The sequence below is a fragment of the Modestobacter sp. VKM Ac-2983 genome (genome assembly GCF_026967885.1).
Classification (GTDB): domain Bacteria; phylum Actinomycetota; class Actinomycetes; order Mycobacteriales; family Geodermatophilaceae; genus Modestobacter.
In genome coordinates, this window is sequence record NZ_JAPVBK010000002.1 from 845857 (window position 1) to 860312 (window position 14456).

A 14456-nucleotide genomic window follows, 5' to 3' on the forward strand; every position below is an offset into this window, starting at 1 on the left:
CGAGGATCGATCCATGAGACCCGACGAGCGCGCGGACGTGCTGGTCGTCGGCGCCGGCCTGGCCGGGCTGCACACCGCCACCCTGCTCGCCCGGCGCGGCCACGACGTGCTGCTCGCCGAGCGGCGCCCCGGCCTCACCGGCGCCATCCGCACGACCGGGATCTTCGTGCGCAAGACCCTCGACGACTTCCCGCTGCCGCCGGACCGGCTGGGGCCGCCGATCCGGCGGGTGGTGCTCTACCCGCCGTCGCTGCACCGGCCGGTGACGCTGGACAGCGCCCGCGACGAGTACCGGGTGGGCGACATGGCCGGGCTCTACCTGGCCGCGGCCCGCGCCGCGACCGACGCCGGCGTGCGGCTGGCCCTGGCCACCCGGTACCGCGGTCGGGCAGCGGGCCACGCGCTGCTGACCGGCCCGGACGGCCCGGTGCGGGTGCGCGCCCGGTTCGTGGTCGGTGCCGACGGCGCCCGCTCCGGGGTTGCGCGGGACCTGGGGTTGGACCGCAACCGGCACCTGCTGGTCGGGGGCGAGGAGGTGTTCGCCGTGCCCGGCAGTGCGGACCCGCCGGCCTTCCACTGCGTGCTCGACCCCTCCCTGGCGCCCGGCTACCTGGCCTGGGTGGTCAACGACGGGCAGCACGCCCACGTGGGCGTGGCCGGCTACCCCGATCGCTTCCCCGACGGCCTGCGCCGGGCGGTGCGGCGGTTCGGCGCGCGTGCACCCGGGCTGTCCGGCGTGGTCCGGCCCGACGACGTCGAGCTGCGCGGGGGGCCCATCCCGGTCGGGGGCCTGCTGCGCCGGATCGGCTGCCCGGACGGGCTGCTCGTCGGTGACGCCGCGGGCGCGGTCTCCCCGCTCACCGCCGGCGGGCTCGACCCGTGCCTGCGACTGTCCGAGCACGCCGCCGACGTGCTGGACGAGGCCCTGCGCGCCGGGCGGGCCGGGGCGCTGGACCGGTACGACGGCGCTGCGCTGCGCCGGAGCTTCCGCGGGCGGCTCCTGCTGCGCCGCGGGCTGGCCCAGGTGCGCACCCCGGCCATGGCGGCCGCGGCGTTCACCGCGCTGCACACCCCGCCCGGCCGGGCGCTGGCCCGGCACGTCCTCTTCGGCGACCGGTCCTTCCCGGCCCCCGGCTGACCCGCCCGGTGCTCAGACGGCGGTGCTCAGACGGCGGCGTTCAGACGGCGGTGCTCAGACGGCGACGGCGGTGACGAACACGCAGACGCCTTCGCCGTCCGCGGGGTGCGCCCGCAGCCCGATGAGCCGGAGCAGTGCCAGCTCCGCGCGGTGGACCAGGCGGCGGAGCCCGTGGTACTCCATCGAGCCGGCGGTCCGGACCTCCAGCTCGTCGAACCCGGCTTGCCGGACGTGCTCGATCAGCATCCAGTCGGGGAGCAGCGTGATGTGCCCGGGCTGGTAATAGTGCCCGGGTCCGAAGAACACCGGGGCGCCCCGCAGCACCGTCTTCAGCAGCGAGTGCGGGTGGGTGACGTTCGGGGTGCTGACCAGCAGCCGGTCCCCGGGCCGCAGCATCGACCGGATCGACCGCAACACCTGCCGCGGGTTCTCCACGTGCTCCAGCGTCTCGACGCAGACGACGATGTCGAAGGGACCCCGGGTCTCCTCGGTCAGCTCCGGGTGGTCCAGGTCCAGCCGGGTGATCCAGTCGTGCGGCGGCTCGAGGTCGGTCGGCACCACGTCGAAGCCGGCGTCCTTCAGCCGCAGCGCCAGCGCACCGCACCCGGCGCCGACCTCCAGCACCCGACCGCCCTGCGGGAGGGCGGCCTGCACCAGGGTCACCGCGTACTCGTGGACCCCCGGTGCGGCGTGCACGGAGTGGCCGGCGTAGGACCGCACGCTCGCGGTCCGCTGGACGGTCTCGCGCTCGACCCGGGTCACCGGGACAGGGTGACAGGACACCGCCCGGACGGCGATCCGGAGATCGACCCGCGTCCGCGGCGGGGTCCCAGCTGCCGCGCCGCCGCCCGCGGGAGGTGCGGGCGATACGTTGGGCCCATGTCGAACAGGTCGTCGCGCGATGTGCCCGGGAGCACCGTCCGCGAGCTGGGCCTGCCTGCCCGGGCGGTGTCCGCGCTGAACCGGGCGGGGGTCGACAGCATGGCAGACCTCGCGGCGCTCACCCGGTCGGAGCTGGCCGGGATCGCCGGGCTGGGTCCCGGGTCGATCGCCGCCATCCGCGCCGTCGTCCCCGAACCGTCCACCGGCTCCGGCCGCGCCGCGCAGGACCAGGTCCCGCCCCCGCCCGAGCCGGTGGAAGAGGAGTCGCCGGACGCGCCGGCGATCCCGTCGTTCGACTCGCTGCGGGACCCGCGGCGGCGGACGGCGTTGGACCTGCTCATTCCCGAACAGCCAGTTGCCCCGGCGCCCGCACCGCCTCCCGCTGCCGCCCCCGCGTCGTCCCCTGCACCCCCGTCTGCGCCGACCCGGCACGCGCCCCCGGCCGAGTACGGCGACCTGCTGCGCTGGGGTGCCCACCTGGCCGCTGCCGCGGCGGTCGTCCCGCTGCGGGTGGCCCGGTGGTCCGTCCGCGCATCCGTGCGCCGACTGCTGGGCGACTGACCGGCACCCGACGCCGTCCGGCGGGAGCGCCGCGGCTCAGAACTGGAAGACGATGCGGGCGGGGACGTGCCCGGAGAGCACGTCGGCCATCGCCTCGTTGACGTCGTCGAGCTTGCGGTCGGCAATGACGACCCTCGTGCGGCCGGCGGCGTGCAGGGCGAACACGTCGGCCAGGTCGTTGCGGGTGCCGACGATCGAGCCGATGACGGACTTGCCGGTGAGCACGGTGTCGAAGATCGGCAGCTGCATGGTCCCGTCGGCCGGCAACGCCACACAGACCAGCCGACCACCGCGGCGCAGCGAGCGGTAGGCCTGGTCGAACGAGGCCGGTGCGGCGGCGAGCGCGATCGAGACATCGGCGCCACCGAGGGCCTGGATCGCGGCGACGGGGTCGGTCGTGGCGGCGTTGACCACCTCGTCGGCGCCGAGCTCGCGGGCCATCTGCAGCTTGTCGTCCTGGACGTCGACGGCGACGACGAAACCGCCGGCGATCCGGGCGTACTGCAGCGCCAGGTGCCCGAGTCCACCGATGCCGAAGACGGCGACGGTCTCGGCCGGGGCGACCCGGGCCACCTTGACCGCCTTGTAGGTGGTGACCCCGGCGCAGGTCAGCGGGGCGGCGTCGAGGCTGGAGACACCCTCGGGGACGGGGGTGGCGAAGTCGGCAGCGACGACGGCGTACTCGGCCAGCGCCCCGTCGACGGAGTAGCCGGAGTTCTGCTGGGACTCGCACAGGGTCTCCCAGCCGCCGATGCAGTGCCGGCAGTGCCCGCAGGCGGAGCCCAGCCAGGCGATCGCGACGCGATCACCGATGGCCCGGGAGGTCACGCCCTCGCCGAGCTCCTCGACGACGCCGATGCCCTCGTGTCCGGGGATGAACGGGGGAGTGGGCTTGACCGGCCAGTCCCCGCGCGCGGCGTGGATGTCGGTGTGGCAGAGCCCGCTGGCCTCCATCCGGACCAGGACCTGCCCCGGCCCCGGCTGCGGGACGGGCACATCCTGCACCTGGAGGGGGGCACCGAGCTCGGTGACGACGGCGGCCTTCATGGCGTTCTCCGTTTCGACGGTGGGGCGCTGTGGCGTCGACGATCACGGCCCGCAGCGCCGCCGGGCAGGGGCCAACGTCCCGGAGCGGCAGGACGAGCGCCTCGGGCGCCGGGCGCCCGGCGCGGCGACCGTGGAGGGCGCGGCAGCCGCCGCTCCGGGGCACGCACCGCACTGCACCGGGACCGCACCGCACGCCGAACGGAGCACCTCGTGGACACCGTCGCCTCCGTCGCCGTCGTCATCGCACTCTGGGTCCTCACCGGCCTCGCCGCCGTGGTGCTGCTGCTCGCCCGGCAGGGGTACCGCGCCGGGGGGTGGTACCTGATGGGCGCCGTCCTGGGCCCGCTGTTCATCCCGATCGCCGCCGAACGCGCCCGGCGGGACGTCGCGGTGCTGGAGCGCGGTGCGGGCGGGCGCCCGGACGGCGACCCGGATCGGCTGACCGTCGTCGTCGGGGTGGATGGCTCGGCGGAATCCGACCAGGCGGTCCGGGCGGCCGGGCGGCTGTTCGCCGCCGGCGGGGCGGCGTTCGTCCTGGTGAACGTGCTGGACCCGGACGAGGGCGAGTTCCCCGACGACGCCCGGCGCCGGGCCGCGCACGACCTGCTCGTGGACCGGGCGGGCTGGCTGCCCGGGGGGACCGTGCTGGAGATCGGCTGCGGGCAGCCCGCCCGGGTGCTGCAGGAGATCGCCGCCGCCGAGGCCGCCGACGTCCTCGTGCTCGGCCGTCGCGGGCGCGGCTTCTCCCGCCGGCTGATGGGCAGCGTCGCCGCGCGGCTGGCGCACGAGGCCGCCGTCCCGGTGGTGGTCGCGCCCGACGCGGCCGTCCGGGAGGGGGAGGGGCGAGCCGCCGGTCGGACGGAGCGGCCGGCCCGCCGCTCCTGACCGGCCGCGGGTCAGGCCCGGGGGGCGGGGGACCGGCCTGCCACCAGGCCGGCCAGCTCCTCGGCGATCTCCTCGGCCCACGCCTGCACGGCCGCCCAGTCCCGGAAGTCGCCGACCGGGGCGCGCATGGCCCTGACCATCGCCCGCTCGCCGATCCCCAGGAGGTGCGGGTCCAGGCGCCCCGGGAACACCCGGTGCCCCCGGGCGCCGACGGACGACCGGATCGGGTCGGCGTCGTGCGGCTCGTCCGGCGGGAAGGGCGGTGCGCCGATGGGCCCGCTGCTCAGCAGCCAGACCGGCCGGCCCCGCAGCGCCGTGGCGTGCGCGGCGGCGTAGTGCCGGGCGGACTCCAGCCACCGGCCGGCGTAGACCCCGCTGCCCAGCACCACCGCGTCGTAGCCGGAGGGGTCGGGGTCGCGTTCCACCGGGACGGCGACCGCGGCCAGCCCGCAGCGACGACCGGCCGCGGACTCCTGCAGGTCACGGGCGACCGCGCTGGCGATCTCGGCGGTGGAGCCGTGCCGGCTGGCGGCCGTAACCAGCATCCGCGGTGCGGGTGTGCTCATCGTCGTCCCTCTCGGAGTCGCGCGCTGACGGGTGTGCTCCGGTCAGCGTCGGGGCACCCGGAGGCTGTGCGCCGGGGTCCCCGGTCCCGCCTGCCCGGGACCTTCGGCCCCAGCGCGGGCAGGCCGCCCGGGGTCACCGTGGTGCGGCGCTGCCCGGGGGGCCGGGGGTGTCGGTGAGCACGCGCGCGGCCACGATGCCGGGGACGGTGCGGGCGAGCGTCGCCACGGCGGAGTCCACGGCCTCGCGATCCCCGGCGTCGACGGTGACCCCGCCGGCCCGGTGGACGGTGGCGACGCCGTCGGAGACCTGGACGTCCCAGCCGCCGGGCTCCTGGGTGTAGCCCTCCACCAGGCGCAGCACGTCGGCCCGGATCTCGGCGTCGGGGCGGACCAGGGTGCGCAGCAGGTCCCGGCGGCTGACGATGCCGGCCAGCCGCTCCCCGTCCAGCACGGGCGCGCTGCGCAGCCGGGCGTCCACGAACAGCCGGGCGACGTCGGCCACGTCGGCGGCCACCGGCACCGTGCGGACCGACGTGGTCATCACGCCGCGGACGAGCAGGGCCGGTGGCGCATCGGGCACCGGCGTCCGGCGCAGGTGCAGCCGGGGATCGGCGGGCAGCCGGTCCCGCAGCACGTCGGCCTCGGCGACGATCCCGATCAGCACGCCGTCCTCGTCGACCACCGGCAGGGCGGCGAACCCCTGCTCGGCCATGACCTCGGCGGCGTACTTGGCCGAGGTGTCCGGCCCCACGGTGACCACCTCGCGCGTCATCACGTCCCTGACCTGCACGGCCCCTCCTCGTCCTCGGCGGTGCCCCCGACGGTAGAGCCGCGGCCGGGGTCGCGGCAGGGTCCGGTGCGGGTGCCGGTCGGGATCTCGTCCCCGCAGCCGGGGACGTTTCCCGTCCCCGTGACCACCGGCACCGGGAGCCGGGTCGCCGGCCTTGCTGCAACAGGTGAAGCCTGCTTCACTGGTCCCCGTCGTGGAGGGGAGTACCCCAACGCCAGCTCGTCGTCAGCACGGCCCTCGTGGCCCGGCGGGGTGGGGCTCTCGGGCTGGTGTCCGGGAGCGGGGGGAGACCTCCGGTCGCAACCTGACCGGAAGGTGCCCTGTGGACGTCCCCCTCTGGATCTGGCTCGCCGTGCTGGCGGTCATCCTCGTCATGCTCGCCGTCGACCTCTTCGCCCACCGGCACGCGCACGTGATCGGCGTGCGGGAGGCCGCCGGCTGGTCGGCCGTCTGGGTCGCGCTCGGCGTCGCGTTCGGCGCCGCCGTCTGGTGGCAGGCGGGGAGTGAGTACGGCCAGCAGTACTTCGCCGGCTACCTGATCGAGAAGTCGCTCGCCGTGGACAACGTGTTCGTCTGGGCGATCGTGCTGACGTACTTCGCCGTGCCCCGGGAGTACCAGCACCGGGTGCTCTTCCTCGGCGTCCTCGGTGCCCTGGTCTTCCGTGGCATCTTCATCGCCGCCGGGTCGGTGCTCATCGCCAGCTTCAGCTGGGTGCTGTACCTGTTCGCCGCGTTCCTGCTCGTCACCGGTGTGCGGATGGCCCGGCAGCGCAACGAGCACCTGGACCCGGAGCGGTCCCGGGCGCTTCGCGCCTTCCGCCGGTTCGTGCCGATGACCGACGCCTACCACGGCCAGCGCCTGGTGGTTCGGGTCGCCGGGCGACTGGTCGCCACGCCGTTGCTGGCCGTGCTGGTGGTCATCGAGGTCACGGACGTCGTCTTCGCGATCGACTCGATCCCGGCCATCTTCGCGATCACCGACGAGCCGTTCCTGGTGTTCACCGCCAACGCCTTCGCCGTCCTCGGCCTGCGTGCGATGTACTTCCTGCTCGCCGACCTGATGCACCGGTTCGTGTACCTGAAGGCCGGGCTGGCGCTGGTGCTGGTCTGGGTGGGGATCAAGATGATGCTGAAGGTCGACCTGTTCTACGTGCCGACGACGATCTCGTTGGCCGTCGTCGCCACGATCATCGGGGTCTCGGTCGTGGCCAGCCTGCGGGCGACGCGCGGTCAGGGCCGGGCGCCGGTGGCCGCGGGCGCCGCAGCTCCCTTCCGGGTCGCCTCGGCCGAGGAGACCGCGGCGCTGGAGCCGACCTGGCGGCGGCAGCGGCAGCCGGTCGGGACGACGGGAGAGGGGCGCGACGAGCGATGACCGGTGAGCGGCGGTGGACGTTCCTGACCAACCACGGGCACGTCCTGCTGGCCGTCGCCGGCGCCCCCGACCTGCGGGTCGCGGAGATCGCCGCTCAGGTGGGCATTTCGTCCCGCGCTGCGCTGACGATCCTCCGCGACCTGGAGGACGACGGGTACGTCCTGCGGACGCGGGTCGGACGGCGCACCCACTACGCCGTGCAGCCGCACCAGCCGTTCCGGCACCCCGCGACGGAGGCGCACGAGGTGGACGAGCTGCTGGCGATCTTCGGCCGCCCACCGTCCGGCCGAGCCGGGAGCTCGGCCGGACAGTGACGTGCACCACTCTCGCCCCGTAGGCTGCGCGCATTCCTGACCGATCGGTCGGGAACCACCGGGGAGGAGTGACCGGCGCCCGGGAGGCCCCCGGCGAGGCCGCACCGTCCCTGCTCGGAGAGGAGCACCCGTGCCCGTCACCACCCGCGTCTCGCTCGTCCGCAAGGCCCCCGGCACCTACGAGACGGCCACCGTCGAGCTCGACGACCCGCGCCAGGGCGAGGTGACGGTCAAGCTCGCCGCCTCGGGCCTGTGCCACTCCGACGACCACGTCGCCACCGGGGACGTGCCGGTCGCGGTCTACCCCTACGTGGGTGGGCACGAGGGCGCCGGCGTCGTCACCGCCGTCGGGCCGAACACCCCGGGCTACGAGGTCGGCGACCACGTGGTCTTCTCCTTCCTGCCCGCCTGCGGGCGCTGCGAGCCGTGCGCCCAGGGGCAGAGCAACCTCTGCGACCTCGGGGCCTCCCTGCTCACCGGCGCCCGGGCCGACGACCCGACCAGCTTCCGGATGAGCGAGGACGGCAACCCCGTCGGTCAGCAGTGCGGCATCTCCACCTTCAGCGAGTACACGACCGCCTCGGTCGACTCCGTGGTGACGATCAGCAAGGACGTGCCGCTCAAGGCCGCTGCGCTGGTGGGCTGCGGGGTGCCCACCGGCTGGGGGTCGGCGGTCCGCTCGGCCAACATCAAGCCGGGGGCGACGGTGATCGTGATGGGCATCGGCGGCATCGGGGCGAACGCGCTGCAGGGGGCGGTGCACGCCGGGGCCAGCACGGTCATCGCGGTGGACCCGGCACCGTTCAAGCAGGAGAAGGCCAAGGAGTTCGGGGCCACGCACGTCTTCGCCGGCATCGAGGAGGCGACCGAGTACGCCCGGTCGATCACCAACGGGCAGGGCGCCGACGCCGTCATCATCACCGTCGGCGTGGTGCAGGGCGAGCACGTGGCCCAGGCGCTGGCCGCGATCCGCAAGGCCGGCACCGTCGTGCTGACCGGGCTCGGTGACGTCACCGCCACCGGCGCCCCGATCGCGCTCGGCGACCTCACGCTCATGCAGAAGCGGCTGCAGGGGTCGCTGTTCGGCGAGTCCAACCCGCGGCACGACATCCCGGCCCTGCTCCGGATGTACCAGGCCGGTCAGCTGAAGCTCGACGAGCTCGTCACCCGGGAGTACACGCTGGACCAGGTCGCCGAGGCCTACGAGGACATGCACGCCGGCAAGAACATCCGCGGCGTCATCGTCTTCGACTGACCGCACCCTCCACCACGCCCCAGCACCCTGCGTGGGTGCTGGGGCGTCGGCGGCTCAGGAGGACGCCGGGCGGCCGATGGTGGTGAGGAAGTCCTCGAGCAGGGCGGTCTGGCGTTCGGGGGTGTTGTGGCGTGGGGAGAAGCAGGCGTTGATCTGCAACCCCATCGTCGTGGCGAGCACCGCGTCGACGATCAGGTCGTGCGAGCGGCCCGGTGCCAGCTCGCCGGCGACCTGGGCCTGGCCCAGGTACATCCGCATCTCCGCGCGCCAGGTCTCCATGGCGTTGTCGTAGAACGCCACGAGCTCCGGCTGACCGGCGGCGTAGTCCCAGAAGCCGATCACCACCCGGGCCTCGGCGAGCCGGACCTCGTCCAGCGGCATGATCTCCAGGCACAGCAGCCGGAACGCGGTGAGCCCGCCGCGGTCGCCGATCGCGGCGCGGGCCCGCTCGTTCGTGGCGTCGAAGGCCCGTTGGAACGCCGCCCGGAGCACGGCGTCCTTGTCCGGGAAGTACCGGGCCAGGGCGCCGTTGGCGTACCCCGCCTCCGCGGCCAGCTCCCGCATGGTGACCGCGATGAAGCCCTTACGGACGATCAGCGACCACACCGCCTCGATGATCTCGGTGCGGCGGGCGGCGTGGTCGACGATCTTGGGCACGGGGCTCCTCGGGCGACGGGGGTGCTCAGGTGAGCATCGCGGTCATCCCCGACAGCATCACCAGCCCCCCGGTGAACCGCAGGGCACCCAGCGCCCGGCCGGCGCGGTCGGGTCGCTCCGGGACGACGGCGTCCCGGCCGGCGCGGTGGTCGTGCGGCCCGCCCTCGCGGGTCACGTGCCGCACGGCGAGCCAGACCACCAGGACGGCGACGGCATACGGGAGCGTGCCCTCGCCGCCGGTGTGGTGGGCACCGTGGACACCGCCCGCCGCCGTCCCGCCGCCGACCCCGGCGAGCGCGATGAGCGCGGCCATCGCCGCGGTGTCGACCGCCCCGGACCAGCGGGCGGCCGGCGTCCGCACGCGGCACAGCTGCCAGGCCACAAGCGCCGCCAGCGCGAGCAGCGCCAGCGGCTCGCCCAGCGGGCGGGCGGCGGGCAGCCAGGCCACCACCATCGCCACCAGCCCCAGGGCGTGCGGCACCCACAGCGGCGGCCGGTGCGGGAAGTGCCCGATCATCGCCAGCCCCGCGCCCGCGCCGCAGACCACCAGATGAGCGGTCACGGCTCAGCCCACGACGTCGCGCAGCGCAGGGCGCTGGTCGGCGTTCCGGGAGAGCACCGCGCCGACCACCGATCCGACCAGGAACAGCACGAAGGGCAGCAGCACCAGCGTCCAGCCGGTGGCGCTGAGCTGCCAGGCGGTCACGGTCGGGTCGACGCCCTCGGGGACGGTGCCCGCCAGCAGGCCGAACCGGCCGATCAGCAGGTAGAGCCCGGTGGCCAGGCCGAGGGCGGCGAGCACCGGTGCGGCCAGCGTCGACCACCAGTGGCCCCCGCGCCCCGTCCCGCGGAAGTGCACCAGGACGGCCACGCAGACGAGGATCTCCACCAGCACGACGGAGATGACCGCCATCCCGGAGGACCAGTAGAAGAGGTTGAGCACCGGGTCCAGGCCGGCCAGGGCGAAGACCACGATCACCGCGCCGGTGACGGCGCTGGTCACGATCGCCCCGATGCCGGGGGCACCGTGCCGGTTGGTGTTCTGCAGCGCCCCGGGGAAGACGCCGGCCCGGCCGAGGGAGAAGAAGTAGCGGGCGCTGCAGTTCTGGAAGGCCAGCAGCCCGGCGAACAGGCTGGAGAGCACCAGCCAGCTCATCACCGTGGCCAGCCAGTCGCCGACGTAGGTGGCGGCCACGGAGAACAGCACCGCCGCGGGATCGGCCAGCGGCACACCGTCGACCGAGGACTCCTCGAGCACTCGGGCGACGACGTCGTCGGTGCCCAGTCCGCTCACCACGGCCCAGGAGGCCGCCGCGAAGATGACGGTGATCAGCCCGACCGCGGCGTAGGTCGCCCGCGGCACGGTGCGCTCGGGGTCCTTGCTCTCCTCGCCGTAGATGGCGGTGGCCTCGAAGCCGATGTAGGAGGCGAACGCGAAGGCCAGCGCGATGCCGGCCGAGCCGGCCAGGCCGCCGACGAACACGTTCTGCGGGGCGAAGGACTCGACCAGGTTCGCCCCGTCGGGGCCGCCGCCCTCGAGCATGACGGCGACGGCGACGACGGCCAGGCTGAGCAGCTCCAGCACCATGAGCGTGCCGAGGACCTTGGCGCCGACGTCGACGCTGACCACCGAGAGGGCGAGCACCAGCGCCCAGGCGGCGAGGGTCCACAGCCACCAGGGGGCGTCGATGCCGAAGATGGCGTCCATCTGCCCGGCCATCAGACCGCCGAAGAACCCGTAGACCGCCAGCTGGATGCTCAGGTAGGCGAACACCGAGACGAACGCCGAGCCGACGCCGGCGGACAGGCCCAGGCCGCGGCCGACGTAGGCGAAGAACGCCCCGGTGTTGGTCACCACCCGGCTCATCGCCGAGAAGGCGGAGGCGAACACCATGAGGACGATCCCGACGGCGACGTAGGCGCCCGGGGCGCCGGCGCCGTTGCCGGCCGCGATGGCCACCGGCACGGCGCCGGTCATGCCGACCAGCGGGGCCGCGGCGGCGACGACGAAGAAGACGATGCCGAGGACGCCGAGCCGGCCGGACCTCAGCTGCTCGCCGTCGCTGCGGCCGGCCGGCGCGCCGGGGGAGGTCAGCGCGGTCGCGCCGGTCGAGGTGGTCGGGCGCTCACTCACCGGAGGCCTCCGTGGTCGAGCAGGAGGCGGCGCCGCCCGCGCAGTGCGCGGAGGTCGAGGCCGGCACGTCGAGGGTGGGGTTGCGGTCGAAGAAGCCGAACGGCTTGAGCCGGAACCCGGTGTAGTCCACCGGCATGATCGGCCAGTCCTCCGGCCGGGGAACGTGGGTGAGCCCGAAGGTGTGCCACACGACGAGGTCCTGGCCGTCGATGTCCCGGTCGGCCGCGGCGTACTCGGGCAGCCCGGAGCCCCCGCTGTGCTGGTTGACGAAGTCCCCGGCCGAGTAGCGCTCGGCAGGGTCGTAGCGGGTCACCCACAGGTGCCGGGTGGCGAACGCCGCCCGCCGGGCGATCGAGGACCCCGGGTCCGACAGCAGGGTCGGCAGCCCCTCCGGGTACAGGGCGTAGCCGACGGGCTGGCCGACGTGGTTGAGCCGCTCGGGGTTGACGATGTGCCAGACCCGGTCGGTGGCCGGGGAGGCGTCGCGCTGGCCGGCGGACTCGGTGGCCAGGGTGGTGCAGGAGGTGGTGAACGCGTTGCCGCGCTGGTTCTCCGGCCCCATCGGGACCCGGACGACCTCCACCTCGTCGACCCGGTTGGCGACGCCGTCGACGGTCATGTCCAGGCGGGCGCTGAACAGGTGCTGGTGCAGCGGGGCACCCAGCCCCGGCGCGATCTGGGAGGCGTAGGGGTACTCGCCGCCGGGGTGGGCGGAGGTGAAGACGACGCCGGTCGCCTTGGCCTCGAACTCGATGGTGCCGTCGAGGTAGAGGTACCAGTAGAAGCCGTAGTCGTAGTTGCCCACGGTGGTGAAGAAGGAGACGACCAGCCGCCGCTGCCGGCGGGTCTGCTGCGAGCCGCTCCACAGGTCGGTGTGCTTCCAGAGGATCCCGTGGTCCTCCTCGTGGATGCAGACGGCGTTGGGGAGCGTGCGCGGGTCGCCCTGCTCGTCGGCGATGACGGCATCCAGGTAGGTGATGTCGCCGAGGCAGTCGCAGCCGAGCTCCAGGGCGTTGGCGTAGCGGCCGACCAGGTACTCGCCGGTGTCGAAGTAGTTCTGCCAGGAGCGCACCGGGTTGGGGTCGGCGTAGGGGACGACCATCTCGGCGATCGAGGCGCGGTAGACGATCGGCCGCACGCCGGCGCCCTCGTCGAACCCGATCTGGTGCAGCACGAGGCCCTCGCGGGTGTCGAAGCCGACCCGCAGGGACCACTTCTCCCAGGTGAGCACGTTGCCCTCCAGGGTCAGGCTCGACCCCTGGGGCTGGGTGATCTCGATCGGCTTCTGGGTGGTCCGCGGCGGGCCGCTCACCGCTGGGTCGTCGTAGTTGCCCGAGCCGGTGGGCACCGGGACGGCGCCGGTGTCGATGACCTGGTCGACGACCCGGTTGATCGTGTCGACGTAGGCGACCAGGCCGTCGATCGGGTGTGCCCAGGCGGAGTCCGTCGGCGTCTCCTGCCAGAAGGCCAGCCCGCGCAGGACGCGGCGGCCCGCCTCGTCCGGGTACTCCTCGTAGGCGCCGGCCGACAGCGGGGCCACCCGGACCTGGGCGACGTCCAGGTCCCGGGCGGCCAGGGCGGCCAGCCACCGCTCGTCGGTGGACAGCAACTGCTCGACGAGCTCGAACTCCTCGTCCAGCACCGGGAGCTGACCGGAGGTGGCGGTGTCCAGCTCGACCGCGGTGACGACCTCACCGGCGGTGGCGTCGACCACGACGTCCCGGGAGACCTGCGAGGCGAGGTCCAGCAGCAGGACCCGGAAGCGCCGGCTGACCGGCTGCCCGGGACGGTGTGCCAGCACCTCGGCCTTCGGCGGTTCCTCGAGGCCGACGTAGACGAAGCGGGTGCTGTCGACGACCAGGCCGGCCGCGGTGGTGATCCGCCGGACCTCCTCGATCTCCGCGGCCTGGACGGGGTCCAGGGGATGGGTCAGTTGGAGCTGGGTGGTGGTCATGGCTGCACCTCGGAACGTCTACGGATGTTGACGAATGCGGGTGCGCGGCGAAGGGGTCGTCCGCGCGGTGTGCCGGACAGGGTGCCCCACGTCACGTTTCAGCGGAAGACCCTTCTGTGACGTTCAGGTCAATTCCTCTGCAGGCCTGGCCCACGGGGCGGCTGCGCTCGCAGCGGCCGGGCGGTCAGCCGCCGTCCGGACGGTGGGCGCGCGGTGTCCGGGGCATCGGCGCGTTCCAGCCGAAACGGACGCTGAGCATCCGGACGGTGAAGCACACGGCCGCCGCGCCGACCGCCGTGGCCACCCCGTAGACGTCCAGCTGGGCGGCCACCACGGTGACGGTCGCGCCGATCAGCGCCGGGATCGCGTACAGGCCGCTGCGGAAGACGGACGGGACCTGCCCGATCAGGACGTCGCGCAGCGTGCCGCCACCCACGCCGGTCAGGGCACCGAGCAGCACCGCCTGCGTCGGGCCCAGCCCGAGCGCGAGCGCCTTGCTGGCGCCGGTGACCGCGAACAGGCTCAGCCCCGCGGCGTCGAGCACCGTGATCGGGGTGTTCAGCCGGTCCAGCCCGGGCCCGAGAACGAAGGCGACCAGCCCGCCGCCGGCGGCCACCGCCAGGTAGCGCCAGTCGCTGAACGTGGCCGGCGGCAGGGCGCCGAGCAGGACGTCGCGGATGATCCCGCCGCCCAGGGCCGTGGTCATCCCCAGCGTGATGACGCCGACGATGTCGAGCCTGGTCACCCGCAGCGCGGTCAGCGCACCGTTCAGCGCGAAGGCGAACGTGCCGACGAGGTCGAGGGTGAGCAGCAGTGCCGCCTCGGTGCTCACCGGTCGGTTCTACCAGCGGGCTCCCCGGCGACCGCACCGGCCGGGCGCCCGTGCGCGACGGGCCTCCCG

At 74.4% G+C, this 14456-nt stretch carries 15 protein-coding genes; 6 read left to right on the forward strand and 9 right to left on the reverse strand.

Going from position 1 to position 14456, the window contains the following annotated elements; genetic code table 11:
* Positions 1 to 13 precede the first annotated feature (13 nt).
* Positions 14 to 1138 carry an NAD(P)/FAD-dependent oxidoreductase gene (locus O2W18_RS10425; RefSeq protein WP_269187457.1) on the forward strand — a complete coding sequence of 375 codons (1125 nt, stop codon included), beginning with the start codon at positions 14 to 16 and terminating at the stop codon, positions 1136 to 1138.
* Between the two features lie 54 nt (positions 1139 to 1192).
* Here O2W18_RS10425 and O2W18_RS10430 read toward each other — a convergent pair whose 3' ends face one another.
* Positions 1193 to 1900, reverse strand: a complete 708-nt coding sequence (locus O2W18_RS10430) for a class I SAM-dependent methyltransferase (RefSeq protein ID WP_269187458.1) — start codon at positions 1898 to 1900, stop codon at positions 1193 to 1195.
* Positions 1901 to 2017: 117 nt separating this feature from the next.
* Between O2W18_RS10430 and O2W18_RS10435 the strand changes: the two genes are divergently transcribed.
* Positions 2018 to 2581, forward strand: a complete 564-nt coding sequence (locus O2W18_RS10435; RefSeq protein WP_269187459.1) for a DNA-directed RNA polymerase subunit alpha C-terminal domain-containing protein — start codon at positions 2018 to 2020, stop codon at positions 2579 to 2581.
* Positions 2582 to 2617: 36 nt separating this feature from the next.
* On the opposite strand, the gene adhP is transcribed toward O2W18_RS10435, so the two are convergent.
* Entirely contained in the window at positions 2618 to 3628 is a 1011-nt protein-coding gene (gene adhP / locus O2W18_RS10440) for an alcohol dehydrogenase AdhP (protein WP_269187460.1), read from the reverse strand.
* Positions 3629 to 3838: 210 nt separating this feature from the next.
* Between adhP and O2W18_RS10445 the strand changes: the two genes are divergently transcribed.
* Complete coding sequence (locus O2W18_RS10445; protein WP_269187461.1) at positions 3839 to 4513, forward strand: universal stress protein; 675 nt, start codon at positions 3839 to 3841, stop codon at positions 4511 to 4513.
* An 11-nt stretch (positions 4514 to 4524) separates the two neighbouring features.
* Here the strand turns inward: O2W18_RS10445 and O2W18_RS10450 are convergent, their stop codons facing one another.
* Complete coding sequence (locus tag O2W18_RS10450; RefSeq protein ID WP_269187462.1) at positions 4525 to 5079, reverse strand: flavodoxin domain-containing protein; 555 nt, start codon at positions 5077 to 5079, stop codon at positions 4525 to 4527.
* A gap of 133 nt (positions 5080 to 5212) precedes the next feature.
* On the reverse strand, positions 5213 to 5869 hold the full coding sequence (locus O2W18_RS10455) for a CBS domain-containing protein (RefSeq protein ID WP_269187463.1): 657 nt from the start codon (positions 5867 to 5869) through the stop codon (positions 5213 to 5215).
* A 322-nt stretch (positions 5870 to 6191) separates the two neighbouring features.
* Between O2W18_RS10455 and O2W18_RS10460 the strand changes: the two genes are divergently transcribed.
* The 3 genes from O2W18_RS10460 (at position 6192) to O2W18_RS10470 (ending at position 8810) form a co-directional block, all read left to right on the forward strand.
* Entirely contained in the window at positions 6192 to 7241 is a 1050-nt protein-coding gene (locus tag O2W18_RS10460) for a TerC family protein (protein ID WP_269187464.1), read from the forward strand.
* Positions 7238 to 7555, forward strand: coding sequence for a helix-turn-helix transcriptional regulator (locus O2W18_RS10465; RefSeq protein WP_269187465.1), 318 nt, complete (start codon positions 7238 to 7240; stop codon positions 7553 to 7555). Before O2W18_RS10460 ends, O2W18_RS10465 begins: the two co-directional genes overlap by 4 nt.
* A 130-nt stretch (positions 7556 to 7685) precedes the next feature.
* Complete coding sequence (locus tag O2W18_RS10470) at positions 7686 to 8810, forward strand: NDMA-dependent alcohol dehydrogenase (RefSeq protein ID WP_269187466.1); 1125 nt, start codon at positions 7686 to 7688, stop codon at positions 8808 to 8810.
* Between the two features lie 54 nt (positions 8811 to 8864).
* On the opposite strand, the gene O2W18_RS10475 is transcribed toward O2W18_RS10470, so the two are convergent.
* The 5 genes from O2W18_RS10475 to O2W18_RS10495 all read right to left on the reverse strand — a co-directional run bounded on the left by O2W18_RS10475 (position 8865) and on the right by O2W18_RS10495 (position 14387).
* Positions 8865 to 9467 carry a TetR/AcrR family transcriptional regulator gene (locus O2W18_RS10475; protein WP_269187467.1) on the reverse strand — a complete coding sequence of 201 codons (603 nt, stop codon included), beginning with the start codon at positions 9465 to 9467 and terminating at the stop codon, positions 8865 to 8867.
* Positions 9468 to 9492: 25 nt separating this feature from the next.
* Positions 9493 to 10029, reverse strand: a complete 537-nt coding sequence (locus tag O2W18_RS10480) for a hypothetical protein (protein ID WP_269187468.1) — start codon at positions 10027 to 10029, stop codon at positions 9493 to 9495.
* 3 nt (positions 10030 to 10032) lie between these two features.
* Entirely contained in the window at positions 10033 to 11601 is a 1569-nt protein-coding gene (locus O2W18_RS10485) for an APC family permease (RefSeq protein WP_269187469.1), read from the reverse strand.
* A complete protein-coding gene (locus O2W18_RS10490) occupies positions 11594 to 13555 on the reverse strand; it encodes a primary-amine oxidase (RefSeq protein ID WP_269187470.1) in 1962 nt (653 codons plus the stop codon). The genes O2W18_RS10485 and O2W18_RS10490 overlap by 8 nt, the downstream gene beginning before the upstream one ends.
* A 184-nt stretch (positions 13556 to 13739) precedes the next feature.
* On the reverse strand, positions 13740 to 14387 hold the full coding sequence (locus tag O2W18_RS10495) for a trimeric intracellular cation channel family protein (protein WP_269187471.1): 648 nt from the start codon (positions 14385 to 14387) through the stop codon (positions 13740 to 13742).
* Positions 14388 to 14456 lie beyond the last annotated feature (69 nt).

Coding starts and splice junctions, on each gene's coding strand:
- O2W18_RS10435 (WP_269187459.1), top strand. CDS start 2,018: ATGTCGAACAGGTCGTCGCGCGATGTGCCCGGGAGCACCGTCCGCGAG.
- O2W18_RS10450 (WP_269187462.1), bottom strand. CDS start 5,079: ATGAGCACACCCGCACCGCGGATGCTGGTTACGGCCGCCAGCCGGCAC.
- adhP (WP_269187460.1), bottom strand. CDS start 3,628: ATGAAGGCCGCCGTCGTCACCGAGCTCGGTGCCCCCCTCCAGGTGCAG.
- O2W18_RS10465 (WP_269187465.1), top strand. CDS start 7,238: ATGACCGGTGAGCGGCGGTGGACGTTCCTGACCAACCACGGGCACGTC.
- O2W18_RS10425 (WP_269187457.1), top strand. CDS start 14: ATGAGACCCGACGAGCGCGCGGACGTGCTGGTCGTCGGCGCCGGCCTG.
- O2W18_RS10490 (WP_269187470.1), bottom strand. CDS start 13,555: ATGACCACCACCCAGCTCCAACTGACCCATCCCCTGGACCCCGTCCAG.